Here is a 26950-nt window from a genome sequence, read left to right as displayed (position 1 = left end):
CGTGGGCGGTACCCCGAGTTGTCCCGTGGCACATGTCACCCTGCGCTACGGGAACGATTCAGAAGATCGACGCGATGTACCTGGTGAAGACCCCGACAGAAGGAGAGACGTGCGAAACCGAATTCGCCGCGCAATCAACTGGCTCGACGCGTGGACGATCGAGGCCTTCAACCCTGTTTACCCTGGTCGTCCCCAGTCATAGCTCCTTGAGCGGCTGCTTGTCCGTGTCCGCGAACTGAGGCCGCAGCAGCGCCCACGCGGCGAACGCCACCGCCAGCACCGCCATCGCGATGCCGGCCCACAGGTTGATGTTGACCCCTTCGGCCTTCTTCAGGTCGTCGTCGGATGTGAACCCGAGCCCGATGACGACGAGTACGACGCCGTACAGGCCGAAGAGGAAAGCGATGATCAGTCGCAGGTCGAACAACCTCATGGCGGCCTCCCTCAGCCGAAGATGAAGTAGAGAACGGTGGTCAGGGCCAGCACGCCGCCACCGAGCAGCGCGGGCGAGCGGTACCAGCCCGCGTCCTCACCGGTGGTGCCGTGCGCCCTGTCCTCCTTGGGCGTGAGGCTGTAGACCAGCCCGCCGAGCTCGCTGTCCGGCTTCGGCCTCGTGACGAGGCTGACCGCGACGCTCACCACGATGTCGACCGCGAACGCGAGACCCGCGCCGAGGAAGCTCGCGCCCTGACCGGGCAGCTCGAGCAGCTCGATGCCGAACGACGGCTCCGAGATCGCGTAGATGAAGATCGCGGTGAACGTGCCCGCGAGCAGACCGACCCAGCCCGCGGTCGGCGTCATCCGCTTCCAGAACATGCCGAGGATGAACGTCGCGAACAACGGCGCGTTGAAGAACGAGAACAGCGCCTGGATGTAGTCCATGATGTTGGACCCGCCGAGCGACGCCGCGATGAACGCCGTGCCGATCGCGAGCACGCACGCACCGACCGTGGCGAGACGTCCGACGCGCAGGTAGTACTCGTCCGGCCGGTCCTTCTTCACGTAGTCCTGCCACAGGTCGTACGTGAACACGGTGTTGAACGAGCTGACGTTCGCCGCCACACCGGCCATGAAGCTCGCCAGCAGACCGGTGATCGCGATGCCGAGGATGCCGTTGGGCAGCAGGTCGCGCATCAGCAGCGGCAGCACGTTGTTGTAGACCACGCCACTGCTGGTGTCACCGGCCTTGAGCTGCGCCATCTCCGGCACGATCACCGCGGCGATGATGCCGGGGATGATGATGATCGCCGGGATCAACGCCTTGGGGTACGCGCCGATGATCGGCGTGCGCTTGGCCGCCGACATCGACTTGGCGCTCATCGCGCGCTGCACCTCGGCGAAGTTCGTCGTCCAGTACCCGAACGACAGCACGAAGCCGAGACCGAACACCAGGCCGATGACACTCCACACCGGACTGTTGATGCCGGTGAGCTCCGTCGCGGGCCACGCCGAGAGCTGCTCCTGGTCCGTCACCTTCTCGACCAGGCCCTGCCAGCCGCCGACCTTGATCAGGCCGACGATCGTCAACGGCGCCAGCGCGGCCACGATGACGAAGAACTGCAGCACCTCGTTGTAGATGGCGGCGGACAGACCGCCCAGCGTCGTGTACGCGAGGACGACCAGCGCCGCGACGCAGATCGACACCGGCAGCGGCCACCCGAGCAGCGCGTCGATGATGACCGCGAGCGCGAACAGGTTGATGCCCGCGATCAGGATCTGCGCGACGGCGAAGCTGATAGCGTTGACCAGGTGGGCCGGCTTGCCGAACCGGCGGCGCATGAACTCGGGAACGCTGCGCACTTTCGAGCCGTAGTAGAACGGCATCATCACGAGACCGAGGAACACCATCGCGGGGATGGCGCCGATCCAGTAGTAGTGCACGGTCGCCATGCCGTACTGCGCGCCGTTGGCCGTCATGCCCATCAGCTCGAGCGCGCCGAGGTTCGCGGAGATGAACGCGAGACCGGTGACCCACGCGGGCAGCGACCGGCCCGACAGCAGGAAGTCGAGGCTGGAGGAGACGGATCGTCTCGCCATGACGCCGATGCCGAGAACCACCACGAAGTAGATCAACAGCAACGCGTAGTCGATCGGTCCCGCGTCGAGCCGCAGGTCCGCCTCGGCCAAGATCGACACCGTCCACCTCCCAAGAACTCAAACAAAGTCGAACACCATCGACCAGGAGAGGACAGTACTCCAGGTGAGCGGAGTCCTACCCCGTGTGGTTGATCACCAAACCACGAGGTTTGAGCCGTCGCTCGCTGAAGTCACGCAGCAGGTAATTCTGGTGCGCGGGAGTGCGTTCGGCGCCGAGACTCAGAGCATGACGGACGCCGCGATCACGTTCTTGGACACGCTGCCGGAAGCCCGGTACGCCGAAGCGTGGGCGTACGTCCTGCACGGCATGTCGGACGTGGCGATGTACAAGCTCCAGACCGACGCGTCGGACCACGACCGCCTCCTGTCCGTCGAGGCCGTGGCGGTGCTCGCCGAGCGCATCGGTGTCGACCTCCGCTGCACCAAGTGCCACAAGGCACCGGCGGGCAACCGCGACGACTACCCGTTCGGCGCGTTGTGCGACGACTGCTCGGCGGAGCTCACGACGTGGAACTGCCCCGAGTGCGGTGACGTCCAGTCAGGCAGCCGCGCACGAGCAGGCGAGACGTGCACGTGGTGTCACGGGGCGCGGCAGTGGGTGACGTGGCCCGGCCCCGCGCGCACGGAGATCCTCCAGTTGCTGGACGACGGCAAGACGATCCTGGCGATCAAGCGGATCAGGGAGGTGGCGGGCTGCGGGCTGAAGGAGGCGGTCGAGCTCATGAACGTCCGCCACTACCGCTCGGTCCGCTAGAACAGCCGGAACTCGTCCGGCTCGATCCCGCGCAACGCGTCGTAGTCCAGCACCACGCACCGGATCCCGCGGTCCTCCGCCAGCACCCGCGCCTGCGGCTTGATCTGCTGCGCCGCGAACACCCCGGCCACCGGCGCCAGCAACGGGTCGCGGTTCAGCAGCTCCAGGTACCGGGTCAGCTGCTCGACGCCGTCGATCTCCCCGCGCCGCTTGATCTCCACGGCGACCGAGGCGCCGGCGGCGTCGCGGCACATCAGGTCCACCGGGCCGATCGCCGTCGGGAACTCGCGGCGCACCAGCGTCCAGCCGTCGCCCAGGGTCGTGACGTGCTCGGCGAGCAGCTTCTGCAGGTCGGCCTCGACGCCGTCCTTCTGCAGGCCGGGCTCCGGGCCGAGCTCGTGCTTGGAGTCGTGCAGCACCTCGTCGAGGGTGATGATCAGCTTCTCCCCCGCCTTGTTCTGCACCGTCCAGATGTCCGGGTCCTCGATCAGCCAGCAGGGCGGGCTCATCCAGTTCAACGGCTTGTAGGCGCGGTCGTCGGAGTGGATCGACACCGAGCCGTCGGCCTTGACGAGCAGCAGGCGCTGCGCCATGGGCAGGTGGGCGGTGAGTCGGCCTACGTAGTCGACCTTGCAGCGAGCGATGACGAGACGCACCGCGACAGGCTACGGGGTGCGTCCAGCACCCGGTCGTTAGGTACGGTCCGTGGCGTGGAGAGCCTCGGCACCCGTCAGGTGTACGCAAACCCGTGGATGACCGTGCGCGAGGACGAGATCCAGCGCGCGGACGGTTCGAGCGGGATCTACGGCGTGGTCGACAAGCCGGACTTCGCGCTGATCATCCCCCTCGACGGCGAACGCGTGCGGCTCGTCGAGCAGTTCCGGTACCCGATCGGGCTGCGCCGCTGGGAGTTCCCGCAGGGCACCGCTCCCGACCGCGCCGACTCGGACCCGCTGGAGCTGGCCCGCCGCGAGCTCCGCGAGGAGACGGGGCTGCGCGCGGGGCGGTTGATCGAGCTCGGTCTGCTCGACGTCGCGCCCGGCATGTCGTCGCAGCGCGGCCGCGTGTTCCTCGCAACGGACCTGCACGAGGGCTTCCACGAGCGGGAGCACGAGGAGCAGGACATGCGGTCGCGGTGGTTCCCGCGCGCCGAGTTCGAGGCGATGATCTCCAAGGGCGAGATCACCGACGCCCAGTCGATCGCCGCGTACACGCTTCTGCTGCTGCACGAGCACTCTCAGCCCTGAAAAGCCGCGCGGTAGCTCTGCGGTGAGGTGCCGGCGATCCGCTTGAACCTGTCGCGGAACGCCGTGGCGGAACCGAACCCGACGCGGCTCGCGATCAGCTCGACCGGGTCCTTCGTCGTCTCCAGCAGGTGCTGCGCCTGGCGGACCCGCGCCCGGTGCAGCCACTGCAACGGCGTCGTGCCGGTCTGCTCGCGGAACCGCCTGTTCAACGTGCGCGTGCTCATGCCCGCCTGCCGTGCGAGGTCCTCCAGTGTCAGCTCGCGCGCCGCGTTGGCGTCCATCCACAGCAGCAACGGTTCGAGCTCGGCTCCCTGGGGCGCGACCGGCGGCGTCACGATGAACTGCGCCTGCCCGCCCTCGCGTTCGAGCGGCATGACGGCGAACCGGGCGGCGTCGGCCGCGACCGCGGAACCGTGGTCGCGGCGGATCATGTGCAGGCACAGGTCGAGGCCCGCCGCGGCACCCGCGGACGTGAGGAACTGGCCGTTGTCGACGTAGAGCACGTCCGGGTCGACCTCCAGCGCCGGGAACCGCGCCGCCAGCTCCTCGGCACCCAGCCAGTGGGTGGTGACCCGGAGCCCGTCCAGCAACCCGGTCTCCGCGAACACGAACGCACCCGTGCAGATCGACGCGATCCTCGCTCCCCGCGCCGCGGCCTTCCTCAACGCCTCGATCACCGACTTCGGCACGACGAGCCCGGGATCGTGGCCTGGCAGGACGATGGTGTCCACTTCGGACAACAACTCCAGGCCGTGCGGGACCTTGATCTGGAAGCTGCCCGCGTCGACCGTCCTCTTCGGACCGCAGACGCGCACCCGGTACCGCCCGACCCAGCTGAACGCGTCGACCCCCGTCGCGAAGTCGAACGGGACGACGCTGTCCATCGCTACCACTGCAACCTCGTGCACGTCCACCACCGTAGCTGGCGAGAATCCGTTGGAACATGGCATTCCAGCCAGTTCTCGACGGGTTCTCGCCCTCCTACGGTTCTGATCACCGAGAACGAGGAGACGCACGTGAAAGCTCAAGTGGTGTTGTTCGACGGCTTCGACCCGCTGGACGTGATCGGCCCGTACGAGACGCTGAACGCGGGTGGGATCCGGACCGAACTGGTGGCCGTGGAGGGCGCGCGCGAGGTGCCGGCGGGCCTGAACCTGCTGTCCCTGAAAGCCACCGCCCGGCTAGATCTGGGCACCGACCTGATCGTCGTCCCCGGCGCCGCGGCCCTCCAGGAGGAGGAGACGTTCGCACTGCTCAGCGCAGGTGCCGCGACTGTCGTCCCCGCCCTCAGGGACGCCACCGCGCTCATCGCGACCGTGTGCGGGGGCTCGTTGCTGCTGGCCATCGGCGGCCTGATCAAGGGCCGCAACGCGACCACGAACCACCTCGGCCTGCACGCGTTGGAGTCCATGGGCGTCAACGCGATCCGCGCCCGCATCGTCGACGACGGCGACCTGGTCACCGCCGCCGGTGTGACCTCCGGCGTCGACCTGGGCCTCTACCTGCTCGAACGCCTGGTGGGCGCCCAGAAGGCCCTGGAGGTCGAGGAGCTCTTCGCTCACGAGCGGCGCGGCACCGCGTGGAGGGCCGCGTGAGCAAGTTCTTCCTGTCCCTGCACGTCCTGGCGGCCATCGTCGCCATCGGCCCGGTCACGGTGGCCGCCAGCATGTTCCCGAAGGCCGTGACCACGACCGGCAACCCCGAGCTGCTGCACCGGATCTGCCGCGTCTACGCGCTCGTCGGCATCTCCGTGCCGGTCTTCGGGTTCGCGACGGCCGGCGTGATGGGCGTGACCGGCCACCCCTGGGTGATCGTGTCGATCGCGCTCACCACCGCCGCCGCGTTCGTGCTGGCCCTCAAGGTCATCCCCGGTCAGGAGAAGGCGTTGCAGACCAAGGACGTCAAGCACCTGGCCATGTACACGGGGATCTTCAACCTGCTGTGGGCCACCGTGACCGTGCTGATGATCCTCCGGCCGGGCTCGACGACCGGCGCCTAGCGGTCCGCCACCGGCCGCACGACGATCTCGTTCACGTCGACGGACGCGGGCTGCGAGATCGCGTACGCGATGGCGTCACCGATCGCCGACGCGGGCAGCGCGTTCTTGCGGTACTCCGCCATGAACGACGCCGCGTGCTCCTCGGTGATGGTGTCCGCCAGCTCGGACTGCGTGACACCGGGCGAGATCACGGTGACGCGCAGGTCGTCGCGTTCCTGGCGCAGCCCCTCGGACAGCGCCCACACCGCGTACTTGGTCGCGCAGTACACGGCGGCCGTCGGCGTCACGAGGTGCGCGCCGATCGAGGCGACGTTCACGACGTGCCCTCCGCCGGTGAAGAGGGGCAGCACGGCGGCGATGCCGTTCAGCACGCCCTTGATGTTCACGTCCACCATGCGGTCCCACTCGTCGACCTTCAACGAGTCCATGAGGGACAACGGCATCACGCCCGCGTTGTTCACCAGCACGTCGACACGGCCGTACTCGGCGACCGCGGCGTCCACGAAGGACTGGAAGGACTCGCGCGAGGTCACGTCCAACGGGGCGTAGGCGGCGCCGATCTCGGTCGCCAACGCCTTCAGCCGGTCCTCGCGCCGCGCACCGAGGAACACCTTGTGCCCCGCAGCGGCCAGGATCCGGGCCGTGGCCTCGCCGATACCGCTGGAAGCTCCACTGATCAGAACGACTTTGCTCATGGCCACAACACTCGGCGCACGAACCGAGGCCGGCCAGGACACCTTCAACCTAGGAGTGGCACACCCAGGCAGACGACGACCGCGGCGCATAGGCTCGAAAGCATGCTCGGCGAGTTCCTGAAAGCACACCGCGCCCGCGTCAACCCCCAGGACGCGGGACTGCCGAGTCACACCCAGCGCAAGGTCAAAGGCCTGCGGCGCGAGGAGGTCGCGGTACTCGCCGGAGTGAGCGCCGACTACTACGCCCGCCTCGAGCAGGGCCGCGAGACCAACCCGTCCGCGCAGGTCCTCGACGCCCTCAGCCGCGCGCTGCAGCTCGACACCGACGCCCGCGCGCACCTGCACCGCCTCGCAGGCGTCGTGGCGGACGAGGGTCACACGACCGACAAAGTCAGCCCCGAACTGCGGCAGCTCATCAGCGGCATGCACGACATGCCGGCGTTCGTGATGAGCTCCTACCTGGACCTGCTGGCCACCAACGCGCTGGCCGACGCCCTGTACGAGCCGTTCGCGCCCGCCGACAACCTGGCCAGGATGGCGTTCCTCGACCCCGCCGCCACGAGCTTCTACCCGCGCTGGAACTGGGTCGCGCAGAGCACGGTCGGGAACCTGCGGCTGACGGCCGACCCGAACTCGGTGCGGCTGGGGCGGATGGTCGCGGAGCTGAGGCAGAACCCGGTGTTCGCGGAGCTGTGGGAGAACCACGAGGTGCGTGGGAAGACCCAGGACGCCAAGGAGTTCGTGCACCCCGCGGTCGGTCCGCTGAAGCTGACCTACCACTCTTTCGACGTGCGCGAGGCGCCCGGCCAGTTCCTGGTGGTCTACCAGGCGGAACCGGGCCCGAACGCCGACGCGCTGAGGCTCCTCGCGACTAGTCGGGCCACACAGGAGGCCGCTTCTCCAGGAACGACGCCCGTCCCTCTTTGGCTGACGGGGACTGCGAGGTCCCGGCCATGACGTCCAGCGCGATCTCGTAGGCGTCCGCCTCGGGCCGGTCGAGCTGCGCGTAGATCGTCTGCTTGCCGACGGCCTTCGACGCCCTGCTCCCCCGCGTGGCCCGCGCCAGCAGGTCGTCCGTGGCGGCGTCCAGCTCGTCCGCGGGCACCGCCCGGTTGATCAGCCCCCACTCCACCGCGGTGGCCGCGTCGATCACGTCCCCGGTCAGCACGAGCTCCATCAACCGCTTGCGCCCGATCGACCGCGCCACCGGCACCGCGGGCGTGTGGCAGAACCACCCGGCCTTGCCGCCGGGCAACGAGAACCCGGCCGTGTCCGCCGCGACCGCCAGGTCGCACGACGCCACGAGCTGACACCCCGCCGCCGTGGCCAGCCCTTGCACCCGTGCGATGACCACCTGCGGTGCGGACTGGATGGTCTTCATCAGCACGGTGCACAGCTCCAGCAGTTGCCGCACGCCGTCCTCGTCGCGCGCGTGCACGTCCGCGAAGTCGTGCCCGGCCGAGAAGACCGGGCCCTCCGCGGCCAGCACGATGCCGGCCGCGTCCGACGTGCTCGCCTCGCGGAACGCGTCGAGCAGTTCGGAGAGGTGCTCCGCGGACAGCGCGTTGCGCTTGGCCGCGCGGTTCATCGTGATCCGGACGACGGACCCGTCCCGCGAAACGTCAACCATTCCGCGACACTAAGGCCCTAGCCGAGCTCACGCACCTCCCGGATCACGGTGACGATCTCGTCCATGATCTCGGTCAGCTCGTAGTCCTTGGGCGTGAACACCCGCGCCACCCCGCGCTCGCGCAGCTTGGCCGCGTCGTCCGGCGGGATGATGCCGCCGACGATCACCGGGATGTCCCCGGCACCGGCCTCGCGCAGGCCGTCGACCACCGCGGGCACCACTTCGAGGTGCGAGCCGGACAGGATCGACAGGCCGACGACGTGCACGTCCTCCTGCACGGCCGCCGCGACGATCTGCGACGGCGTGAGGCGGATGCCCTGGTAGACGACCTCGAAGCCGACGTCGCGGGCGCGCACGGCGACCTGCTCGGCGCCGTTGGAGTGGCCGTCGAGGCCCGGCTTGCCGACGAGCATGCGCAGGCGTTCGCCCAGTTCCTCGCCGGTCGCGCGGACGCGGTCGCGCACCCGTGCGATCTCCGAGCCCGCCTCGCCGGAGGCCGACGCGCCGGAAACGCCTGTGGGGGCACGGTATTCACCGAACGTCTCACGCAGCGCCTGCGACCATTCGCCCGTGGTCACGCCTGCGCGCGCACAGGCCAGCGTGACCTCCACGAGGTTCTGGTCGGTCTTGGCGGCCTCGCGCAGTGCGTCCAGAGATGCTTCCACCGCAGCGTTGTCACGAGAGGCGCGCCACTGCTGGATGGCCTCGACGGCGTGCAGCTCGACGATCGGGTCGATGGTCTCGATCGCCTTCGCGCCCTCGGCCTGCAGCGGCGACGGCTCGGTGGTGTCGAACTTGTTGACGCCGACGATGATGTCCTCGCCCGCCTCGACGCGGCGGCGGCGGTCTGCCAGCGAGGACACCAGGTTCGACTTCATGTAGCCGGACTCGACGGCCGCGACGGCACCGCCCATCGCCTGCACGCGGTCGATCTCCTCGCGGGCACCGGCGAGGATCTCGTTCACCTTCGCCTCGATGACCGGGGAGCCGTCGAAGATGTCGTCGTACTCCAGCAGGTCCGTCTCGTAGGCGAGGACCTGCTGCATGCGCAACGCCCACTGCTGGTCCCACGGCCGTGGGAGGCCGAGGGCCTCGTTCCACGCGGGGAGCTGGATGGCGCGCGCACGGGCGTTGCGGGACAACGAGACCGCGAGCATCTCCAGCACGATGCGCTGGACGTTGTTCTCGGGCTGCGCCTCGGTGAGGCCGAGCGAGTTGACCTGCACGCCGTAGCGGAACCGGCGGTGCTTCGGGTTCTCGACGCCGTAGCGCTCGCGCGTGATCTCGTCCCAGAGCTGGGCGAACGCGCGCATCTTGCACATCTCCTCGATGAACCGCACACCGGCGTTCACGAAGAAGGAGATGCGGGCCACGACCTCGCCGAACTTCTCCTGCGGCACCTGACCGGAGTCGCGCACCGAGTCGAGGACGGCGATCGCCGTGCACATCGCGTACGCGACCTCCTGCGCCGGCGTCGCGCCGACCTCCTGGAGGTGGTAGCTGCAGATGTTGATCGGGTTCCACTTCGGCACGTTCGACACGGTCCACGCGACCATGTCGGTGATCAGCCGCAGTGACGGTCCCGGCGGGAACACGTACGTGCCGCGGGACAGGTACTCCTTGATGATGTCGTTCTGCGTGGTGCCGGCCAGCGCCGACGGGTCGGCGCCCTGCTCCTCGGCCACGGTGACGTAGAGCGCGAGCAGCCACATGGCCGTCGCGTTGATCGTCATCGACGTGTTGGCGCCGCCGAGCGGGATCTCGTCGAAGAGCTGCCGCATGTCGCCGATGTGGCTGATGGGCACACCGACCTTGCCGACCTCGCCCTTCGCGAGCTCGTCGTCGGGGTCGTAGCCGGTCTGGGTCGGCAGGTCGAACGCGACCGAGAGCCCGGTCTGCCCCTTGGACAGGTTGCGGCGGTACAGCGCGTTGGAAGCGGCCGCCGAGGAGTGCCCCGCGTACGTCCGCATCACCCAGGGGCGGTCGCGTTCGCGGTCAGCTGGGTACGGCACAGCAACCTCCCACATCGTCGTTCTCCGGAGCGTACTGGCCGGTAACCACGGCTGCGCGTGCGATTGCTCACTGAATCGTGACCACTGGGAGCATGATGAAGAGGTGACGGGGCTCTATCAGGCTGGCGTGGTGTTCGCGGTGCTCGGACTGCTGGCGTTGACGCTGCGGTACTTCGCGGGCAACGACAAGCGGCCCGTGCCGGATCTCGACGGCACGGACTTCGGGTTGCTGAGCGAGGTCGCGGTCGTCCCCACCGAGGAGGCCGCGAACGTCCTGGTGCAGAAGCTCAAGCGCAACGGCGTGCGGGCCACTCGCTCGCGGAACGCCCCCTACCAGGTGATGGTCTGGCCGCAGGACGTTCCGAACGCACGGCTCGTGCTCAAGAGCTGACGCGCTCCACGTTCGCGCCCAGCTTGCGGAGGTTCTCCACGAAGCCCGGGTAGCCGCGCTCGATGTGGAAGATCTCGTAGACCTCGGTGGCCCCGTCCGCGCACAGACCTGCGAGCACGAGTCCGGCACCCGCACGGATGTCCGACGCCCACACGGGCGCGCTCGACAGCTGCTCGACACCGCGGATCACGGCGTGATGGCCGTCCGTGCGCGCGTCGGCACCGAGCCGGACCATCTCGTCGATGAACCGGAACCGCGACTCGAACAGGTTCTCGGTGATCATCGAGGTGCCCTCGGAGACCGTGGACAGCGCGATCGCGAACGGCTGGTTGTCCGTGGCGAAGCCGGGGTACGGCAGCGTCACGAAGTCGACGGCCTTGGGCCGCCCCTGCATGACGACGCGGAAGCCCTCGTCCTCACCCTCGTAGACGGTGACCTCGGCGCCCGCCATGCGGAGCTTCTCGAGGACCAGGTCGAGGTGGTGCGGGTTCACACCGCGCACCCGCACGTCGCCGCGCGTCATGGCGGCGGCGAAACCCCAGGTGGCGCCCACGATCCGGTCGCCGATGACGCGGTGCTCGGTCGGCTTGAGCTCGCTGACGCCGTGCACGGTCAGGGTGGACGTGCCGGCGCCCTCGACCTTGGCGCCCATCTGGTTCAGCATCAGGCACAGGTCGACGATCTCGGGCTCGCGCGCGGCGTTGTCGATGACCGTCGTGCCGGTGGCCAGCACGGCCGCCATCAGGATGTTCTCGGTGGCGCCCATGCTCGGGAAGTCGAGCCAGATCTGCGTGCCGTGCAGGCCCTCGGCCTCGGCGACGATGCAGCCGTGCTCGATCCACGTGGTCGCGCCGAGCTTCTCGAGACCGCTCTGGTGCATGTCGAGCGGCCGCGACCCGATCGCGTCACCGCCGGGCAGCGCCACGACGGCCCGCTTGCAGCGCCCGACCAGCGGCCCGAGCACGCAGATGCTGGCCCGCAGCTTGCCCATCGCCTCGGAGTCGGCGCGGTGGTTGAGCTCGGCGGGCGTGGTGATCCTCGCCACGTCGCCCTCGAGTTCGACCTCGCACCCGAGGCTGCGCAGCGCGTCGGCCATCAACGGCACGTCGAGGATGTCCGGGCAGTTGGTGATGGTCGTGGTGCCCTCCGCGAGGAGGGCCGCGGCCATCAGCTTGAGCACGCTGTTCTTGGCGCCGACGACATCGACTTCGCCGACCAGCCTTGCGCCACCGTGTACCCGGAAATGCTCGCTCACGCGGCAATCCTACGTACGGCCTTAAAGTGCCAGCCATGGCGGTGCATCTCACCAAGATCTACACACGCGTCGGCGACGACGGCACGACCGGACTCGGCGACTTCTCCCGCGTTCCCAAGACCTCACCCCGCATCGAGGCGTACGCGGACGTGGACGAGACGAACGCGTCCCTGGGCGTGGCCCTGGCCCTGGGTCAGCTCGCCCCGGACGTCTTCGACGTGGTCCGCAAGGTCCAGAACGACCTCTTCGACGTCGGAGCGGACCTCTGCACGCCGATCGTCCCCGACCCGAAGTACCCACCCCTGCGCGTCACCCAGGCCTACGTGGACCGCCTGGAGGGCTACTGCGACGAGTTCAACGAACGCCTGGGCAAGCTCGACTCGTTCATCCTGAACGGCGGCACCCCCGGGGCAGCCCTGCTGCACCAGGCCCGCACGATCGCCCGCCGCGCGGAACGCCGTGCGTGGTCGCTGATCGAGGACGACGCGGAGCACACGAACGTCCTGACGGCCAAGTACCTGAACCGGCTGTCGGACCTGCTGTTCATCCTGGCGCGGGTGGCGAACCCGGACGGTGACGTGCTCTGGCAGCCCGGCGGCAACGCCTGACGACGAAGGGCGCGTTCCGAGTGGAACGCGCCCTTCGCGGTGTTCAGGAGGCCCAGGGGATGGACCGGCCGGGAGGCGAGGCCTCGAGCCAGGACAGGAAGCCCGTCAACGCGTCGGGCCCCATCGCGATCTCGACCTCACCCGAGGTGGAGCGGCACCGCAGCACCGTCGCCCCCACCGGCATGGCGTACGCCTCCGGCCCCGTGGGCTCGCGCCGGGCGTCGATCTCCAGCCCGTCGCGCGAGATCAGCTGGTTGGGCCCGGAACCCAGGGACAGCACCCGGAACCACGCGAACGAGTCCCCGCGGTAGTGCCCCACACCCAGGTGCCAGCCCCGCCCGCGGTCGTCGAAGACGCTGCGCAGCGCGACGTGCACACCGCCCTCGCGCAGCAGCCGGATCCGGCGCCAGGCGAAGTAGGTGATGACGATCGCCACCCCAAGAAGGATCAGGCCGGCAATCTCGGTGATCCCCACGGCTGCGGCCTCGTGCCCGGTCTCAGGCCGACTGTTCCACGGCCCGCACGCGCGCTGCCGCCCGTGCGCGCTCTGCGTCGTCCGCGTCCTGCAGCGCCGTGCGCGCCGCGTCCACGTCGATCTCGCCCGCGAGCTCGGCGTCCTCGGCGAGAATCGAAACGCCGGTGCCGGTCACGGAGAGGAAGCCACCGTGCACGGCGGCGGTGACCAGGCCACCGTCCGTCGTGCGCACGCGCACCACGCCACCCTCGACCAGCTGGCCGAGAACGGGCTCGTGACCGGGCAGGATGCCGATCTCGCCCTCGGTCGTCTGTGCCGAAACAGAGGTGGCCGTACCGGACCACAGGCGGCGTTCAACGGCGACCAGTTCAACGGTCATCTCGGCCACGCGTATCTCCCTCGTCGTCTGGAGTCGAACTGAGTCTAAACGGTCGCCTGACAACCTTGCCGCCCCGCCCGGTGTCAGTACCTCCAGCGACCGCCGAAGGGGGGACATGCAGGACTTCGAGGACTTCGTGGCGTTGCGTTCACAGGCTCTGTTGCGCACCGCTTACCTGCTGTGCGGCGGCGACAAAGGCGCCGCCGAGGACATTCTGCAGGACGTGCTGATGAGCATGTACGGCAAGTGGCGTCGCATCAGGTCGTCACCGGAGGCGTACGCGCGTGCCGCACTCGCGAACTCGGCCGCGAACCGCTGGCGCCGGCGCTCCCGCAAGCCGGAGGCACCGCTGGAACTGGGGGCGGTGCCCACGACGCGAGGGCACGAGCAGCAGGTCGTGGACGCGGACAGCGTCGTGCGCGCGCTGGCGCAGTTGCCGACGAAGATGCGCGCCGTGCTGGTGCTGAGGTTCTTCGACGACCTCAGCGAGGCCGAGACCGCGCGTGCGCTCGGTTGCGGCGTGGGAACGGTGAAGAGCCAGACCTCGCGCGGCCTCGCCCGCCTGCGCGAACTGATGGGTGAGCAGGTGCTGACGTGGAACTGAAGCAGGCGATGGAGGCCGCGACGGCAGACCTGGACGTGCGGCCGGGGTTCCTGGGGGACGTGATGACCGGTGGACGGCGCAGGCACACGCGCAGGCTGGTGACCCTGACGGCGGTGGTGGCGCTGCTCGCGGGCGCGGTGGCCGGCGGCGTGCTGATGCGCCCCTCCTCCCCGGACGACCGCGCGTCGGGCATCGATCCCCGCCTGACGGCGGCGACGGCCGGAAACCTCTCGTCCAGCAAGGACGACGTGGACCGCGCCCTCGCCGTGTGGCGCACCGCACAGACCTCGGCGTTCGGCGAGGGCATCACGGACTTCTCGATGGCGTCCCACGTGTACTGGATCGGCACCACGGACGACGGTCCGGCCGCGGTGGTCGTCCAGCCGGTGCGGGTGACCGGCTCGCCCGACCCCAAACCGCTCGTCGGCGTGGTCGCCATGGGCAGGCTCGTGGACCGCGAGGTGGTGCTCGACCCGTCCGACGAGCGCGGCCGGTACGACTTCGGCACCGCCAAGGGCACCCAGGTGGTGCTGAGCCTCGGCAAGAGGCTCTTCCTGTCGCAGGACCCCGTGCGGGGTCAGGACGACCGGCTGACCCGCCAGTGGCGCGAGCTCGCGGCGGACGCCTCGGGGGTCGCGGTGGTGTCCGCGCTGCCGCAGAGCGCACCGGTCTTCGTGCGCGCCGACTCCGCACCCCGGCCGGACGACTTCACCGCGCGACCGGTCCGGTCGAAGGCCGAAACCGGGCAGGGCAGGGCCTTCATCCCGCGCACCGGGCTCGGCTGGACGCTGGTGAACTGCAAGTCGGAGTCGCCCCAGAGAACGCGCTCACCGGTGCAGGCGCAGGAGGACCTGCAGCGGCGCGCCCTGCTCGACTACCTCGTCAGCAACGACGCCGCCGGCACCTGGGAGGTCTGCGCCTGGACGCCGGACGGGCGGTTCGCCCTGGCCTTCGAGGCGTTCGGCAGGCTCTACGGTGCCCTCTACACCGCGGAGGGCACGTTCAGCGCCGGGGTCGTCGGCGGGCCGGCGGTGAAGGGCACCGTGGCGCCCGTGCGGCTCGTGCTGCCCGACGGGCAGGGGACGATCGTCGCCGAACAGGGCGCGCTCATCGGGCCCGAGCAGCGCGAGACCGTCTGGCTGGCGCCTGCCGGGACGACCGAGGTGACGGTGGTGCGGGACGGGACGCCGACGGTGGTGCCGCTCCCCTAGGTCCGGCGAACGCGAGTGCTCTCGGGCTGTGGTGGCGGGCCGTGGCTGGCGGGTGGCGGACTGCCGGTGGTGGGTCGCGGGCGGTGGGTCGCGGGCGGTGGGTCGCGGGCCGTGGGTGGCAGGCCGCGGGTGGCACGAGCCTGCCCGCTTGGACTCTGCCAGGCCGGGAACGCACCCGGTCCGGCCGAGCGCAGCGGTCTCGGCCGCCGGCCGTGGCCAGGTCGGACCGAGGCCCGTCGCCGACCAGGCCCGTCGCCGACCTGGCCCGCGGACGACCCCACCGCACAACCTCCACGAGGTCACGTCGGCCGGTCCCGCACCGCACGATCAGCTGTCCGGCGCACTCCCTCCGCCGTGCCACGAGCGCCAGAGCATCGCGTACGTGCCATCCCTCGCCACCAGCTCGTCGTGGGCTCCCAGCTCCACGACGCGCCCGGCGTCGACGACCGCGATCCGGTCGGCGTCCCGCGCGGTCTGCAGGCGGTGCGCGATCGCGATCACCGTGCGCTTCTCCCGCACGGCCGCGATCGCGCGCTCCGCGTGCCGGGCCGTGGCCGGGTCCAGCGAGGACGTCGCCTCGTCCAGCACCAGCGTGTGCGGGTCGGCGACCTCCACGCGGGCGAGCGCCAGCTGTTGCGCCTGCCCGGGGTCCAGCTCCACGCCACCCGCGCCGAGCCGCGTGTCCAGCCCCTCCGGTAACTCGTCGAACCAGCGCGCGCCGACGGTGCGCAACGCTTCGAGCAGCCTGTCGTCCGCCACGTCGGGGGCCGCCATCGCGAGGTTCTCCCTGACCGTGCCGATGAACACGTGGTGTTCCTGCGTGACGAGGACGATCCGCTGCTCGCCCGCCGCCGCCAGGTCCGCGACGGGCACTCCGCCGACGAGCACCGACCCCTGCGCGGGCCGGTCGACGCCGGCGATCAACCGGCCCAGGGTCGACTTGCCCGCGCCGGACACGCCGACGATCGCCAGCCGTTCTCCCGGCTGCACCACGAGATCGACGCCGTGCAACACCTCGTGTCCGTCCACATAGGAGTAGCGGACGCCGCTCACCTCGATGCGGTCGCTCTCCGGCGCGCGGGTGACGGGCGGCGGCTCGACGTGCGCCCCGATGCCCTCGATCCGCGCGAACGAGGCGGCGCCGCGTTGCAGGAACTCCACCCAGAACAGGATGCGGTCCATCGGCTCCACCAGCCGCCACACCCACAGCACCGCCGTGACGACCACCTCGATCCGCACGCCGTCCGACGTGTAGAAGAACCCGCCGACGAGCAGCACCAGCACGGCCGGCACGACGTTCACGAAGGTGGTCACCGGGAACAGCACGTTCCGCAGCCTCAGCGTGCCCATCCTCGTGCGGTACGACCGCGCGATCACGGCGTCCGCGGCCGCCAGCACCCGGTTCCGCAGCCCGTACGTCTCGATCGTGCGGCTGCCCTCGCCGACCGCCGCGGACATCTCCGCCACGTCCCCGGTGGCCTCGCTCTCCGCGAGGTACGCCGCCCGCGCGCGGCTCAGGTACCAGCGCACCACCCACACCACGAACGGCATGCCGCACAACGACACCAGCCCGAGCACCGGGTCCAGCCAGAACACCGCGACGAACACGACCAGCAGGTGCACCGCGCCCGCCAGCACCTCGGGCACGCCGTCGCGCAGCGTCTGGCCGACCGTGCCGACGTCGCTCGTCACGCGGGTGAGCAGGTCGCCGGTGCCCAGCCGGTCGACCACCCGCGCGGGCAGGGAGAGCGTGCGCGTCACCGCCTCCTCCCGCAACGACGCCAGGAAACGCTCGCCGAGCCGCGCCGTCCGCAGAGCGCTGTACCGCACCAGCAACAGCTGCGCCACGGCCGCGCCGAGCACGCCGAGCGCCAGCACGTCCACAGTGGACACCGTCAGCGTGCCGTCCTCGGCTCCGCCCACGATCTTGCCGAGCAAGTAAGGCCCGACGAGCCCCGACAACGCCGAGAGTCCCGTGAGCACGAGCACCACGGCCAGCTCGCGCCGTTCGCCCCGCAACAGCCGCGCGGCCGCCTGCCGCACCTCGCGCCGGTCCGCGACGGGCAACCTCGTCATCGGGTCTCCTCCAGGTGCACGACCTGGTCCGCCTGCCCCGCCCACAACGGCGACGACGACACCACGACGGTGGTCCGCCCCGTCCGCCTCTCCCGCACCCGCCGCGCCACCACCGCCTCCGTCACGGCGTCGAGCGCGGACGTCGGCTCCACCAGCACCAGCAGCTCCGGTTCGCTCAGCAACGCCCGCACGAGCCGCAGCCGTTGCCGCTGACCGCCGGACACGTTGCGCCCCTGCGCCTCCAGGTGCGAGTCGAGCCCGTCCGGCATCGCCTCCACGACGTCCACCGCGGCCGCCGCCCGCACCGCCTCGTCCAACTCGTGGTCGAGGTGCGGCCCCACCGACACCGCCTCGCGGACCGTGCCCGCGAAGAGGTAGTCGTCGTTGTCCGCCACCACTCCGGGCAGCCGGTCGACCGCCTCCCGCGCCACCGTCGCGTTCGCCGAGACGACCACCGTCAGCGCGCCCGTCTTCACGTCCAACGGCCCGGTGTCGCCGTCCTTCTCGTCCGGCCGCAACCGCAGCACGTCGATCACCCGCCGCGCGGACACCAGCGCCCGGGGGATCGCGTCCGCGCCCTCCATGAAGAACGTGACCGGCACGGTGAGCGTGGTGACGTAGAGGTAGACCGCCAGCATGTCCTCGACCGTGATGGCGCCGGCCACGACCATCCGCGCCACGATCCACGTGACCACGGCGAGGAACAGCGCGGGCAGCCCCCAGGTGAGCGCCTGCACCCAGCTGAGCCACGCCGACACGCGGTAGCCGTCCTCCAGCACCTCGCGCGAGGACGACCGGAACCGCGACTCGAACGCCTGCTTCCCGCCGATCCCCGACAGCACCCGCAGCCCACCCACGATGTCACCGGCCCGCGAGCTCAGCTCTCCCTGCCGCTGCCGGTACGAGGCCTCCACGGCGTGCAGTCGCTTCAGGACGGGCCCGGTCGCCACGGCGAGCACCGGCACGCCCAGCAGCACCACCACCGCGACCAGCGGCGAGATGCGCACCAGCAGCACCGCCGTGGCCGCATACGCGATCACGGCGCCGACCCCGGGCCCGGTGCTCGTCAACGCGTGCGCGAGCCGCGCCGTGTCGCCGTTCTGCAGGTACGTCAGCTCACCGGTGGAGAGCTTGCGCCGCACCACCCCGCCGAGCCCCGTGACGTGCCGGACGACGACCTGGGACGTGCGCAGCGCGGCGTCGACGCGCACCTTCGTCATGGTGCTGTGGCGGGCGATGAAGACCAGTGCCAGCCCCACGGCGACCGCCGCGAGCGCACCGCACCACCCCAGCAGCGCGACCCGGTCGCCACCCCGCAGACCGTCCTCGACCGCCCGCGAGATCAGGTACGGCGGCAGCATCAACGCGCACATCGACAGCGTGCCCCACCACGCCCCGGCGAGCACCCGCCACTTCTGGACGCGCACGAGCCACCACAGGTACCGCCAGGGTGATCGCACGTCCGGCGTACCGGGGTCGGCGTACGGGGCATGGTGAGCCATGCCTCGACCTTGCCATCACCGGACGGGCGCCACGACCGATTTCGCCTTCAGCCCAATCGCACCAACGGCCGTTGCGCCCAACGCGGCGATGAACGCGAACGCGTAGAAGCCCCACGGGTGCGCCAATCCAGCCGTGAGCAACGCACCGCCGAGCAACGGTCCACTAATGGCACCCAACCGCCCAACGCCGGCGGCCCACCCGATGCCCGTCGCACGGTTCTCCTCGTAAACCCTTCCCGCATAGGCATAAACGAGCACCTGAGCGCTGAACACGAAGCAGCCGGCCAACAACACGGCCACGTACACGCCGACGCCCGGCAGCTTGATGCTCAGCAACGCGAGGAACACCACGGCACCGGCGAACCACCCGATGGCCGCGGGCCGCACGCCGACCCGGTCGGCGACCGCACCGGCGATCAGAAGTCCAACGACAGCACCGATGTTGAGGGTGAGCAGCAACGCCAGCGCCGTCCCGAGCTCGTACCCGGCGCTGCGCATGATCTGCGGCAGCCACGTGTTCAGCCCGTACACGAGCAACAGCCCCATGAACGACGCCACCCAGAACGCGATCGTCGCCCGGCGCAGCCCCGGCCGGAACAACGAGCCGACGGCCTCCAGCGCAGGAGCCTTGCGCACGGCCGTCTCCGGCAAGTGCTTGACCATCAACGGAATCAGCACCAAAGCGGGCAAAGCGCCCACCACGAACAACGACCGCCACCCCAGCTGCGGGATGAGCACGATCCCGAGCAACGCCGTGATGACCGCACCGACGTGGTAGCCCGTCATGATGAGCGTCGTGGCACGCCCGCCCTGCTGCGGCCTGGCCTCGTTGACGAGCGCGATCGCCGTGGGCAGGCACCCGCCGAGCCCGAGTCCCGCGAGGAACCGGAGAACGCCGAACGTCGTCGCGTCCGGAGCGAACGCACAGGCCAGCGTGAACACGGAGAACCCGGCCACCGCGTAGATCATCACCTTGCGGCGCCCGATGACGTCGGTGATGGTCCCGATGACCAGCGCGCCGAGCATCATCCCGACCAGACCCGCCGTGGACACCGCGCTCGCGGAAGCCGTCGTGAGCAGCTTCTCCTGCAGCAGCACGGGAATCACCGTGCCCAGCACCACGAGGTCGAAGCCGTCGAGCAGAACGGCGGTCCAGCACAGGGGTAGCACCCACTTGTTCACGCGCACTCTCCTCGTCGAGGGCCAGGTGTTGCCGAGCATCGTGCGACCTGGGACCCCGTAGCCGGGAGGGCAGTTTCCGTTCAGCGGAAACGTCGTACCGCCGAAAAGGCGAAGGGCCGCCCCTCCACATGGGAGGAACGGCCCTTCGACGAACAGCTAGCTCAGTTGCCGGCCAGCTTCTTGGCGTTGGCCTCGACGTCGTCCAACCCGCCGCAGGAGAAGAACGCCTGCTCCGGGAAGTGGTCGAACTCGCCCTTGCAGACGCGGTCGAAGGCCTCGACCGTGTCCTTGATCGGCACGAACGAACCGGCCTGACCGGTGAACTTCTCCGCGACGAAGAAGTTCTGGCCCAGGAAGCGCTCGAGACGACGCGCGCGACCGACGAGGACCTTGTCCTCCTCGGAGAGCTCGTCCATACCGAGGATGGCGATGATGTCCTGCAGCTCCTTGTACTTCTGCAGGATCCGCTTCACTTCCTGGGCGACCCGGTAGTGCTCCTCGCCGACGATCGACGGCTCGAGGATTCGAGACGACGACGACAGCGGGTCGACGGCCGGGTAGATGCCCTTCTGGGAGATCGGACGGGAAAGCTCCGTCGTCGCGTCCAGGTGGGCGAAGGTGGTCGCCGGGGCGGGGTCGGTGTAGTCGTCCGCGGGCACGTAGATGGCCTGCAGCGAGGTGATCGACTTACCGCGCGTCGAGGTGATGCGCTCCTGGAGCTCACCCATCTCGTCGGCCAGCGTCGGCTGGTAACCCACGGCGGAAGGCATGCGGCCCAGCAGGGTCGACACCTCGGAACCGGCCTGGGTGAAGCGGAAGATGTTGTCGATGAAGAGCAGCACGTCCTGGTTCTGCACGTCGCGGAAGTACTCCGCCATCGTGAGAGCGGACAGGGCGACGCGCATACGCGTGCCCGGCGGCTCGTCCATCTGACCGAAGACGAGCGCGGTGTCCTGGATGACACCCATCTCGTCCATTTCCAGGAGGAGGTCGGTGCCCTCACGGGTGCGCTCGCCGACGCCGGCGAACACGGAGGTACCGGAGAACTCACGCGCGATACGCGTGATCATCTCCTGGATCAGCACGGTCTTGCCGACACCCGCGCCGCCGAACAGGCCGATCTTGCCGCCCTTGACGTACGGGGTGAGCAGGTCGATGACCTTGATGCCCGTTTCCAGGATCTCGGTCTTGCCCTCGAGCTGGTCGAACGACGGCGCCTTGCGGTGGATGCCCCACTGCTCGCCGTCGCGGCCGAGGCCGGGCTGGTCGAGGCAGTCGCCGAGGGCGTTGAAGACGTGGCCCTTGACGATGTCACCGACGGGCACCGAGATCGCGGCACCGGTGTCGGACACCGTGGCGCCGCGGACCAGACCGTCGGTCGGCTGCATCGAGATGGTGCGGACGAGGTTGTCGCCGAGGTGCTGCGCGACCTCGAGGGTCAGCGTCTTGGCGACGGCCTCGAAGGTGATCTCCACCTTCAGGGCGTTGAACAGCTCCGGCACGGCGTCGCGCGGGAACTCCACGTCGACGACCGCACCGATCACCCGGACCACACGGCCGGTGCGGGTGGTGGTGGCAGTAGCACTCATGTCACTCATCACTTCCTGCGCCACCGGTAAGCGCGGCAGCGCCACCGACGATCTCGCTGATCTCCTGGGTGATCTGGGCCTGACGGGCCGAGTTCGCCGCCCGGCTGAGGTTCCGGACCAGCTCCGTAGCGTTGTCCGTCGCGGCCTTCATGGCCGTACGACGAGCCGCCGACTCCGAAGCCGCCGCCTCCAGCATGGCGGAGAACAGGCGAGTCTTCACGTACTTGGGCAGCATCGCACCGAGCAGCGTCTCCGCGCTGGGCTCGAAGTCGTACACCGCGCGCGGACCCTTGGGGGTCTCGCCGGTGTACTCGACCTCCATCGGCGCGATCCGCCTGGCCGTGGGCGTCTGGCTCAGCATGGACTTGAACTCGGTGTACACGACGTGGATCTCGTCCACGCCCTGCGCGCCGTTGTCCGTGCCCTCCAGGAACGCCTCCACCAGCGCGTCACCGGCCTCGACGGCGTTGACGTAGTGCGGGGTCTGCGAGAACCCGCTCCACGCACCGGTGACCTCGCGGCGACGGAACTGGTAGTAGCCCTGGCCCTTGCGGCCGGTCACGTACAGCACCGGCTCCTTGCCCTCCGACCGGAGCAGCTGCAGCAGCTGCTCGGCCGCCTTGAGCACGTTGGCGTTGTAACCGCCGCACATGCCCTTGTCGCTCGTGATCACCAGCACCGCGGCGCGCTTCGGGTTCGTGCGCTCCGTCAGCAGCGGGTGGTCGAGGTTCGCCGAGGCCTCGGCCAACGCGGACAGGACGTTGGTGATCTCGTCCGCGTACGGCCGGGAGGCCGCGACCCTGGTCTGCGCCTTCGCGAGGCGAGACGTCGCGATGAGCTCGTAGGCCTTCGTGATCTTCTTGGTCGAGTTGACCGTTCGGATCCGTTGGCGGAGCTCCCGAATCTGTGCGCCCATGGCTCAGATCACTTCTTGGTGGGCTCGGGCTTGGCGACCTTCACCGATTCCTGGCCGACCTTGTCGGCGTCGAGCGCCTTCGCGGGGGCCTCGTTGACGATCGTCGTGCCGTCCGAAGCGGTGAACTGCTTCTTGAACTCCTTGACGGCGTCGACCACGCGCTGCTGCGCGTCGTCACCGAACTGCTTCGTCTCGACGATGCTGCCCAGCAGGTCAGCGTGGTTGCGACGGAGCGAGTCCTTGAAGTCCGCCACGAAGCGGCGGATGTCGGCGACGGGGACGTCGTCCAGGTGGCCCTTGGTCGCGGCGAAGATCTCGACGACCTGCTCCTCGACGGGGACCGGGGAGTACTGGCCCTGCTTGAGCAGCTCGACCAGACGGGCACCGCGGTCCAGCTGGGCGCGCGACGCGGCGTCGAGGTCGGACGCGAACGCGGAGAAGGCCTCCAGCTCGCGGAACTGCGACAGGTCGAGGCGCAGCGAACCCGCGACCGACTTCATCGCCTTGATCTGCGCGGCACCACCGACGCGGGAGACCGAGATACCCACGTTGACGGCCGGGCGGACACCGGCGTTGAACAGATCGGACTCGAGGAAGCACTGACCGTCGGTGATCGAGATGACGTTGGTCGGGATGTACGCCGACACGTCGTTCGCCTTGGTCTCGATGATCGGGAGACCCGTCATCGAGCCGCCGCCCATCTCGTCCGACAGCTTCGCGCAACGCTCGAGGAGACGCGAGTGCAAGTAGAAGACGTCGCCCGGGTAGGCCTCGCGGCCCGGCGGACGGCGCAGCAGCAGGGAGATGGCGCGGTACGCCTCGGCCTGCTTGGTCAGGTCGTCGAAGATGATGAGGACGTGCTTGCCCTCGTACATCCAGTGCTGGCCGATGGCGGAGCCGGTGTACGGCGCCAGCCACTTGAAGCCGGCGGAGTCCGAAGCCGGGGCGGCGACGATCGTCGTGTACTCGAGAGCGCCCGCCTCCTCCAGCGCGGACTTGACGCCCGCGATGGTGGAGCCCTTCTGGCCGATGGCGACGTAGACGCAGCGGACCTGCTGCTTGGGGTCGCCCGACTCCCAGGCCTTCTTCTGGTTGATGATCGTGTCGATGCAGACCGCGGTCTTGCCGGTCTTGCGGTCGCCGATGATCAGCTGGCGCTGGCCGCGGCCGATCGGCGTCATCGCGTCGATGGCCTTGATGCCGGTCTGCATCGGCTCGGACACCGGCTGACGCTCCAGCACGGTCGCGGCCTGCAGCTCCAGGGCGCGGTCGGCGTCGGCGACGATGTCACCGAGACCGTCGATCGGCTGGCCCAGCGGGTTGACGACGCGGCCGAGGAAGCCGTCGCCGACCGGCACCGAGAGAACGCGGCCCGTGCGGCGGACCTCCTGGCCTTCTTCGATCTTGTCGAAGTCACCGAGGATGACCGCACCGATCTCGCGGACCTCGAGGTTCAGGGCGACGCCGAGGACGCCACCGGGGAACTCGAGCAGCTCGTTGGTCATCGTGCCCGGAAGGCCCTCGACGATGGCGATGCCGTCGTAGGTCTCGGAGACGGTACCGACCTCTTCCCGGCTGACCTCCGGGGAGTAGCTCGAGACGTACTTCTCGATCGCACTGCGGATCTCGTCCGACGAGATCGTCAGCTCCGCCATGTCGTTCCTGCTCTCACTTCTTCGTTCTTGGGAAAGGGCTCGGGGGCTAGCTGGCGAGATTGCGGCGCAGTGCCGCCAACCGGCCGGCGATGCTTCCGTCGATGATCTCGTCGCCGATCTTGATCGAGAGGCCACCGCCCAGTGCGGGGTCGACCTCCACGTGCAGCGCGATCGGGCGCGAGTAGATCGTGGTCAGCGTCGCGGTCAAGCGGTCGACCTGCTCGGCGGTCAGCTCCACCGCGGACTTCACGTGCGCGACGGAACGCTGACGACGCTTGGCCGCCAGGTCTGCGAGCTCGGAGAGCCCGTCCGCCACGCGCACGCCGCGCGGGTTGCGAACCAGCTGGTCCACCAGGGTCTTGGTGACCGGGCTGACCTTCCCCTCGATCAGGGAGTCGACCAGTGCGACCTTGCCCGCGGCGTCGCCGGCGGGGTCCGCCAGCAGCAGCTCGAGCTCGTTCGAACCGGCCACGATGCGGCCGAGCCGGAACAGCTCGTCCTCGGTCGAGTCGAGCTGGCCGTCGCGCTCGGCGCGCACCAGCAGCGTGGTGCGGGCGAGCGACTCGACACCGTCCACGAGCTCGCGCGGGCTGGACCAGCGCGCGGTCACGACGGCGACCAGGATCTGCAGGGTCGCGTCGCTGACCTTGCCCGCGAACAGGCCGCGAGCGAGCTGCTCACGACCGGCGGCCTCGGACGAGGCGTCGGCGAGCGCGCCGCGCAGCGTCCGCTGCTCGATGAGCAGGCCGAGCACGGCGAAGAGCTCCTCGCCGAGCTTGGCGAGGTCGTCCGTCGACGTGGTGGCGTCGGCCAGCTCCAGCAGCCGCAGTTCCGCGGCTGCCAGAGCTTCACGACTAGCGGCATGCAACGTCATCGGCAGCCTCTACTTGCTCGCCGGCGCCGCGACGGCGTCCAGCTCGTTGAGGAAGCGGTCGACGGTGCCGCGGCGGCGGGTGTCGTCCTCGAGGGACTCGCCCACGACCTTGCTCGCCAGCTCGACGGCGGTGCGGCCGAGGTCGGCGCGCAGCTCCGCGACGATCTGGGCGCGCTGGGCGTCCAGCTGGTGCTGGCCTTGCGCGACGATGCGCGCGGACTCGGCCTGCGCCTGCTCACGCAGCTCCTCGACGATCTGCAGGCCCTCGGCCCGGGCGTCGTCGCGGATGCGCGCGGCCTCGGCGCGAGCCTCGGCCAGCTGCTCCTTGTACTGCTCGAGAGCGCGCTGAGCCTCGGCCTGAGCCTGCTCCGCCTTCTCGATGCCACCCTCGATCTTGGCCGTCCGCTCCGCGTACAGCGCCTCGAAGCGCGGCGACACGAACTTCTTGATGACGAAGAGGAGGAGCAGGAACGCGACGAGACCGAGGATGATCTCTGCCGGGTGCGGGATGACGGGGTTGACCTCGTCACCCGCAGCCAGGATCAGGGTGTCGTACACGACGTCTCCTAACGCGTTGAAGGGTTAGGTCAGGCGCCGGTCTGCGCGGTCGCGATGAAGTAAACGACGAAGCCGATCAGGGCGAGGACCTCGACGATGGCGAAGGTGGTCCACGCGAGGCCGAGCAGCACGCCGCGGGCCTCGGGCTGGCGGGCGGTGCCGCTGATGACCGAGGAGAAGATCAGACCGACACCGATGCCGGGGCCAATCGCGGCCAGGCCGTAGCCGATAGCAGCGAGACCCGGGTTGATGTCACCGGCCTGGGCAAGAACGACGGAAGCGCTCACTGTTGCTGTTCCCTTTCACTTCGGTCCACCGGGAGTTGGTGGATCGGAGGCTTTGTGTTTCTCAGTGCTCTTCTGCCAGCGCCATGCCGATGTAGCTGGCAGACAGCAGCGCGAAGATGTAGGCCTGCAGGCACATGATCAGTGCCTCCAGGAAGGTCAGCGCGATGGCGAAGGCGAAGGACACCGGCGCCACGATGACGGTCAGCCCGCCATTGAGCAGCAGGAACTCACCGGCCAGGGTGAACACCAGCAGCAGGAGGTGACCCGCGAACATGGCGGCGAAAACTCGGATCGCCAGCGTGAGCGGGTTCAGGATGAACTTCTGGAAGAACTCGATCGGAATCAGCAGCGGGAGCACGAACCACGGCGCGCCCGGCGGAACCGTCTGGTGCTTCAAGTAGCCCACGAAGCCGTGCCGCTTGAACCCGACGAAGTGGTACACCGGGTAAACGACGAGCAGCGAAACGGCGAGGGGGAAGCCGATGTGCGACATCGTCGGGAACTGGATGACCGGGATGAGCCCGAACAGGTTGTTCACCAGGATGAAGCAGAAGATCGTGAGGATCAGCGGGACGAAGGGCTTGAAGTCCTTCGCGCCGATCTGCTCGCGGGCGATGTTGTTGCGCCCGAAGTCGTAAACCGACTCGGCGGCGAACTGGAACTTGCCGGGAACGACCTTCAGCTTGCGGGTCGCCGCAATGAAGAAGACGCCGATGATCACGATCGACAGCACCAGCAGGACCATCGGCTTCGTGACCGAGCCGAAGATCGGCGGGAGGAAGAAGTCCTTCACACCGGGAGCGACGAACTCGCCCCCCGAAGCCAGCAACTTGGTCACTGTGTTCCTTCCGGTTCTCCCGGCCGGCGTTCACTCCGCCGGGGGAATCGTCACGATCTGGACTTAACGTACCTTACGGTTCGCAAGCGACTACCAGAGGCACCCCTGCTATCGGG

The 26950-nt window shown here is 69.4% G+C and carries 29 protein-coding genes; 9 read left to right on the top strand and 20 right to left on the bottom strand.

Translation table 11 applies throughout. The annotated features are described in order from the left end of the window. Nucleotides 1–196: 196 nt before the first annotated feature. Both ABZX02_RS03835 and ABZX02_RS03830 read right to left on the bottom strand, forming a co-directional pair. The gene (locus ABZX02_RS03835; protein ID WP_355294581.1) at nt 197–433 is read right to left on the bottom strand and encodes a hypothetical protein; all 237 of its coding nucleotides are present in this window, start codon (nt 431–433) and stop codon (nt 197–199) included. Between the two features lie 11 nt (nt 434–444). After that, nucleotides 445–2136 carry a sodium:solute symporter family protein gene (locus ABZX02_RS03830; RefSeq protein ID WP_355294580.1) on the bottom strand — a complete coding sequence of 564 codons (1692 nt, stop codon included), beginning with the start codon at nt 2134–2136 and terminating at the stop codon, nt 445–447. Nucleotides 2137–2323: 187 nt separating this feature from the next. Here ABZX02_RS03830 and ABZX02_RS03825 point away from each other — a divergent pair, with 187 nt between their 5' ends. Continuing rightward, the gene (locus ABZX02_RS03825; RefSeq protein WP_355294579.1) at nt 2324–2851 is read left to right on the top strand and encodes a hypothetical protein; all 528 of its coding nucleotides are present in this window, start codon (nt 2324–2326) and stop codon (nt 2849–2851) included. Here ABZX02_RS03825 and nucS read toward each other — a convergent pair. Beyond that, the gene (gene nucS, locus ABZX02_RS03820) at nt 2848–3507 is read right to left on the bottom strand and encodes an endonuclease NucS (RefSeq protein WP_355294578.1); all 660 of its coding nucleotides are present in this window, start codon (nt 3505–3507) and stop codon (nt 2848–2850) included. The genes ABZX02_RS03825 and nucS overlap by 4 nt on opposite strands. Nucleotides 3508–3561: 54 nt before the next feature. Between nucS and ABZX02_RS03815 the strand changes: the two genes are divergently transcribed. After that, nucleotides 3562–4098 carry an NUDIX hydrolase gene (locus tag ABZX02_RS03815; protein WP_355294577.1) on the top strand — a complete coding sequence of 179 codons (537 nt, stop codon included), beginning with the start codon at nt 3562–3564 and terminating at the stop codon, nt 4096–4098. Here the strand turns inward: ABZX02_RS03815 and ABZX02_RS03810 are convergent. After that, nucleotides 4089–5006, bottom strand: a complete 918-nt coding sequence (locus tag ABZX02_RS03810) for a helix-turn-helix domain-containing protein (protein WP_355294576.1) — start codon at nt 5004–5006, stop codon at nt 4089–4091. The genes ABZX02_RS03815 and ABZX02_RS03810 overlap by 10 nt on opposite strands. Before the next feature lie 108 nt (nt 5007–5114). On the opposite strand from ABZX02_RS03810, the gene ABZX02_RS03805 reads away from it, so the two are divergent. Both ABZX02_RS03805 and ABZX02_RS03800 read left to right on the top strand, forming a co-directional pair. Beyond that, nucleotides 5115–5693 carry a DJ-1/PfpI family protein gene (locus ABZX02_RS03805; protein WP_355294575.1) on the top strand — a complete coding sequence of 193 codons (579 nt, stop codon included), beginning with the start codon at nt 5115–5117 and terminating at the stop codon, nt 5691–5693. Then, nucleotides 5690–6097: a hypothetical protein gene (locus tag ABZX02_RS03800; RefSeq protein ID WP_355294574.1), complete on the top strand. Its 408-nt coding sequence runs from the start codon at nt 5690–5692 to the stop codon at nt 6095–6097. The genes ABZX02_RS03805 and ABZX02_RS03800 overlap by 4 nt, the downstream gene beginning before the upstream one ends. Here the strand turns inward: ABZX02_RS03800 and ABZX02_RS03795 are convergent. Then, nucleotides 6094–6792, bottom strand: a complete 699-nt coding sequence (locus ABZX02_RS03795) for an SDR family oxidoreductase (RefSeq protein WP_355294573.1) — start codon at nt 6790–6792, stop codon at nt 6094–6096. The two genes, ABZX02_RS03800 and ABZX02_RS03795, sit on opposite strands and share 4 nt — an antisense overlap. Nucleotides 6793–6894: 102 nt before the next feature. Here ABZX02_RS03795 and ABZX02_RS03790 point away from each other — a divergent pair, with 102 nt between their 5' ends. Then, nucleotides 6895–7749 (top strand): helix-turn-helix transcriptional regulator, encoded by an 855-nt coding sequence (locus ABZX02_RS03790; RefSeq protein ID WP_355294572.1) that lies wholly within the window; start codon nt 6895–6897, stop codon nt 7747–7749. Here ABZX02_RS03790 and ABZX02_RS03785 read toward each other — a convergent pair. Together ABZX02_RS03785 and ABZX02_RS03780 are read right to left on the bottom strand one after the other, a co-directional pair. Further along, complete coding sequence (locus ABZX02_RS03785) at nt 7664–8422, bottom strand: enoyl-CoA hydratase-related protein (RefSeq protein ID WP_355294571.1); 759 nt, start codon at nt 8420–8422, stop codon at nt 7664–7666. The genes ABZX02_RS03790 and ABZX02_RS03785 overlap by 86 nt on opposite strands. Nucleotides 8423–8439: 17 nt before the next feature. Next, on the bottom strand, nt 8440–10434 hold the full coding sequence (locus ABZX02_RS03780; protein WP_355294570.1) for a protein meaA: 1995 nt from the start codon (nt 10432–10434) through the stop codon (nt 8440–8442). A gap of 103 nt (nt 10435–10537) precedes the next feature. Here ABZX02_RS03780 and ABZX02_RS03775 point away from each other — a divergent pair, with 103 nt between their 5' ends. Beyond that, complete coding sequence (locus ABZX02_RS03775; RefSeq protein WP_355294569.1) at nt 10538–10825, top strand: hypothetical protein; 288 nt, start codon at nt 10538–10540, stop codon at nt 10823–10825. Here the strand turns inward: ABZX02_RS03775 and murA are convergent. Further along, nucleotides 10815–12080, bottom strand: coding sequence for a UDP-N-acetylglucosamine 1-carboxyvinyltransferase (gene murA, locus ABZX02_RS03770; protein WP_355294568.1), 1266 nt, complete (start codon nt 12078–12080; stop codon nt 10815–10817). The genes ABZX02_RS03775 and murA overlap by 11 nt on opposite strands. Before the next feature lie 35 nt (nt 12081–12115). Here murA and ABZX02_RS03765 point away from each other — a divergent pair, with 35 nt between their 5' ends. Next, nucleotides 12116–12688 (top strand): cob(I)yrinic acid a,c-diamide adenosyltransferase, encoded by a 573-nt coding sequence (locus ABZX02_RS03765; protein ID WP_355294567.1) that lies wholly within the window; start codon nt 12116–12118, stop codon nt 12686–12688. A 43-nt stretch (nt 12689–12731) separates the two neighbouring features. Here the strand turns inward: ABZX02_RS03765 and ABZX02_RS03760 are convergent, their stop codons facing one another. After that, a complete protein-coding gene (locus ABZX02_RS03760; RefSeq protein ID WP_355294566.1) occupies nt 12732–13163 on the bottom strand; it encodes a DUF2550 domain-containing protein in 432 nt (143 codons plus the stop codon). A gap of 22 nt (nt 13164–13185) precedes the next feature. Further along, nucleotides 13186–13551, bottom strand: a complete 366-nt coding sequence (locus ABZX02_RS03755; RefSeq protein ID WP_093592737.1) for a F0F1 ATP synthase subunit epsilon — start codon at nt 13549–13551, stop codon at nt 13186–13188. 106 nt (nt 13552–13657) lie between these two features. Between ABZX02_RS03755 and ABZX02_RS03750 the strand changes: the two genes are divergently transcribed. Together ABZX02_RS03750 and ABZX02_RS03745 are read left to right on the top strand one after the other, a co-directional pair. Further along, entirely contained in the window at nt 13658–14146 is a 489-nt protein-coding gene (locus ABZX02_RS03750) for a SigE family RNA polymerase sigma factor (RefSeq protein ID WP_355294565.1), read from the top strand. Continuing rightward, complete coding sequence (locus tag ABZX02_RS03745) at nt 14137–15357, top strand: hypothetical protein (protein ID WP_355294564.1); 1221 nt, start codon at nt 14137–14139, stop codon at nt 15355–15357. Before ABZX02_RS03750 ends, ABZX02_RS03745 begins: the two co-directional genes overlap by 10 nt. Nucleotides 15358–15684: 327 nt before the next feature. Here ABZX02_RS03745 and ABZX02_RS03740 read toward each other — a convergent pair whose 3' ends face one another. From ABZX02_RS03740 to atpB, 10 genes are all read right to left on the bottom strand, one after another. After that, nucleotides 15685–17433, bottom strand: coding sequence for an ABC transporter ATP-binding protein (locus ABZX02_RS03740; protein WP_355294563.1), 1749 nt, complete (start codon nt 17431–17433; stop codon nt 15685–15687). After that, nucleotides 17430–18935 (bottom strand): ABC transporter ATP-binding protein, encoded by a 1506-nt coding sequence (locus ABZX02_RS03735; protein ID WP_355294562.1) that lies wholly within the window; start codon nt 18933–18935, stop codon nt 17430–17432. Before ABZX02_RS03735 ends, ABZX02_RS03740 begins: the two co-directional genes overlap by 4 nt. A gap of 15 nt (nt 18936–18950) precedes the next feature. Continuing rightward, complete coding sequence (locus tag ABZX02_RS03730) at nt 18951–20156, bottom strand: aromatic acid/H+ symport family MFS transporter (RefSeq protein ID WP_355294561.1); 1206 nt, start codon at nt 20154–20156, stop codon at nt 18951–18953. A 122-nt stretch (nt 20157–20278) separates the two neighbouring features. Beyond that, nucleotides 20279–21715 (bottom strand): F0F1 ATP synthase subunit beta, encoded by a 1437-nt coding sequence (gene atpD / locus ABZX02_RS03725; RefSeq protein WP_355294560.1) that lies wholly within the window; start codon nt 21713–21715, stop codon nt 20279–20281. Continuing rightward, nucleotides 21708–22622 (bottom strand): F0F1 ATP synthase subunit gamma, encoded by a 915-nt coding sequence (locus tag ABZX02_RS03720; protein ID WP_355294559.1) that lies wholly within the window; start codon nt 22620–22622, stop codon nt 21708–21710. The genes atpD and ABZX02_RS03720 overlap by 8 nt, the downstream gene beginning before the upstream one ends. An 8-nt stretch (nt 22623–22630) precedes the next feature. Further along, entirely contained in the window at nt 22631–24277 is a 1647-nt protein-coding gene (gene atpA, locus ABZX02_RS03715) for a F0F1 ATP synthase subunit alpha (protein WP_355294558.1), read from the bottom strand. A gap of 46 nt (nt 24278–24323) precedes the next feature. Continuing rightward, on the bottom strand, nt 24324–25157 hold the full coding sequence (locus tag ABZX02_RS03710; protein ID WP_355295001.1) for a F0F1 ATP synthase subunit delta: 834 nt from the start codon (nt 25155–25157) through the stop codon (nt 24324–24326). Nucleotides 25158–25160: 3 nt separating this feature from the next. Then, on the bottom strand, nt 25161–25694 hold the full coding sequence (locus ABZX02_RS03705) for a F0F1 ATP synthase subunit B (protein WP_355294999.1): 534 nt from the start codon (nt 25692–25694) through the stop codon (nt 25161–25163). 44 nt (nt 25695–25738) lie between these two features. Then, a complete protein-coding gene (locus ABZX02_RS03700) occupies nt 25739–25996 on the bottom strand; it encodes an ATP F0F1 synthase subunit C (RefSeq protein WP_355294557.1) in 258 nt (85 codons plus the stop codon). A gap of 61 nt (nt 25997–26057) precedes the next feature. After that, on the bottom strand, nt 26058–26834 hold the full coding sequence (gene atpB / locus ABZX02_RS03695) for a F0F1 ATP synthase subunit A (RefSeq protein WP_355294556.1): 777 nt from the start codon (nt 26832–26834) through the stop codon (nt 26058–26060). Between the last annotated feature and the right edge of the window lie 116 nt (nt 26835–26950).

It is taken from the genome of Lentzea sp. NPDC003310, assembly GCF_040610935.1.
Taxonomy (GTDB): domain Bacteria; phylum Actinomycetota; class Actinomycetes; order Mycobacteriales; family Pseudonocardiaceae; genus Lentzea.
This window is presented reverse-complemented; position numbering and strand designations above follow the sequence as displayed.

Bases quoted from the DNA above. Each gene is read 5' to 3' on its own strand.
- ABZX02_RS03835 (WP_355294581.1), bottom strand. From the start codon at position 433: ATGAGGTTGTTCGACCTGCGACTGATCATCGCTTTCCTCTTCGGCCTG.
- ABZX02_RS03825 (WP_355294579.1), top strand. From the start codon at position 2,324: ATGACGGACGCCGCGATCACGTTCTTGGACACGCTGCCGGAAGCCCGG.
- ABZX02_RS03795 (WP_355294573.1), bottom strand. From the start codon at position 6,792: ATGAGCAAAGTCGTTCTGATCAGTGGAGCTTCCAGCGGTATCGGCGAG.
- ABZX02_RS03790 (WP_355294572.1), top strand. From the start codon at position 6,895: ATGCTCGGCGAGTTCCTGAAAGCACACCGCGCCCGCGTCAACCCCCAG.
- ABZX02_RS03785 (WP_355294571.1), bottom strand. From the start codon at position 8,422: ATGGTTGACGTTTCGCGGGACGGGTCCGTCGTCCGGATCACGATGAAC.
- ABZX02_RS03765 (WP_355294567.1), top strand. From the start codon at position 12,116: ATGGCGGTGCATCTCACCAAGATCTACACACGCGTCGGCGACGACGGC.
- ABZX02_RS03750 (WP_355294565.1), top strand. From the start codon at position 13,658: ATGCAGGACTTCGAGGACTTCGTGGCGTTGCGTTCACAGGCTCTGTTG.
- ABZX02_RS03740 (WP_355294563.1), bottom strand. From the start codon at position 17,433: ATGACGAGGTTGCCCGTCGCGGACCGGCGCGAGGTGCGGCAGGCGGCC.
- ABZX02_RS03735 (WP_355294562.1), bottom strand. From the start codon at position 18,935: ATGGCTCACCATGCCCCGTACGCCGACCCCGGTACGCCGGACGTGCGA.
- ABZX02_RS03730 (WP_355294561.1), bottom strand. From the start codon at position 20,156: ATGCTCGGCAACACCTGGCCCTCGACGAGGAGAGTGCGCGTGAACAAG.
- atpD (WP_355294560.1), bottom strand. From the start codon at position 21,715: ATGAGTGACATGAGTGCTACTGCCACCACCACCCGCACCGGCCGTGTG.
- ABZX02_RS03720 (WP_355294559.1), bottom strand. From the start codon at position 22,622: ATGGGCGCACAGATTCGGGAGCTCCGCCAACGGATCCGAACGGTCAAC.
- atpA (WP_355294558.1), bottom strand. From the start codon at position 24,277: ATGGCGGAGCTGACGATCTCGTCGGACGAGATCCGCAGTGCGATCGAG.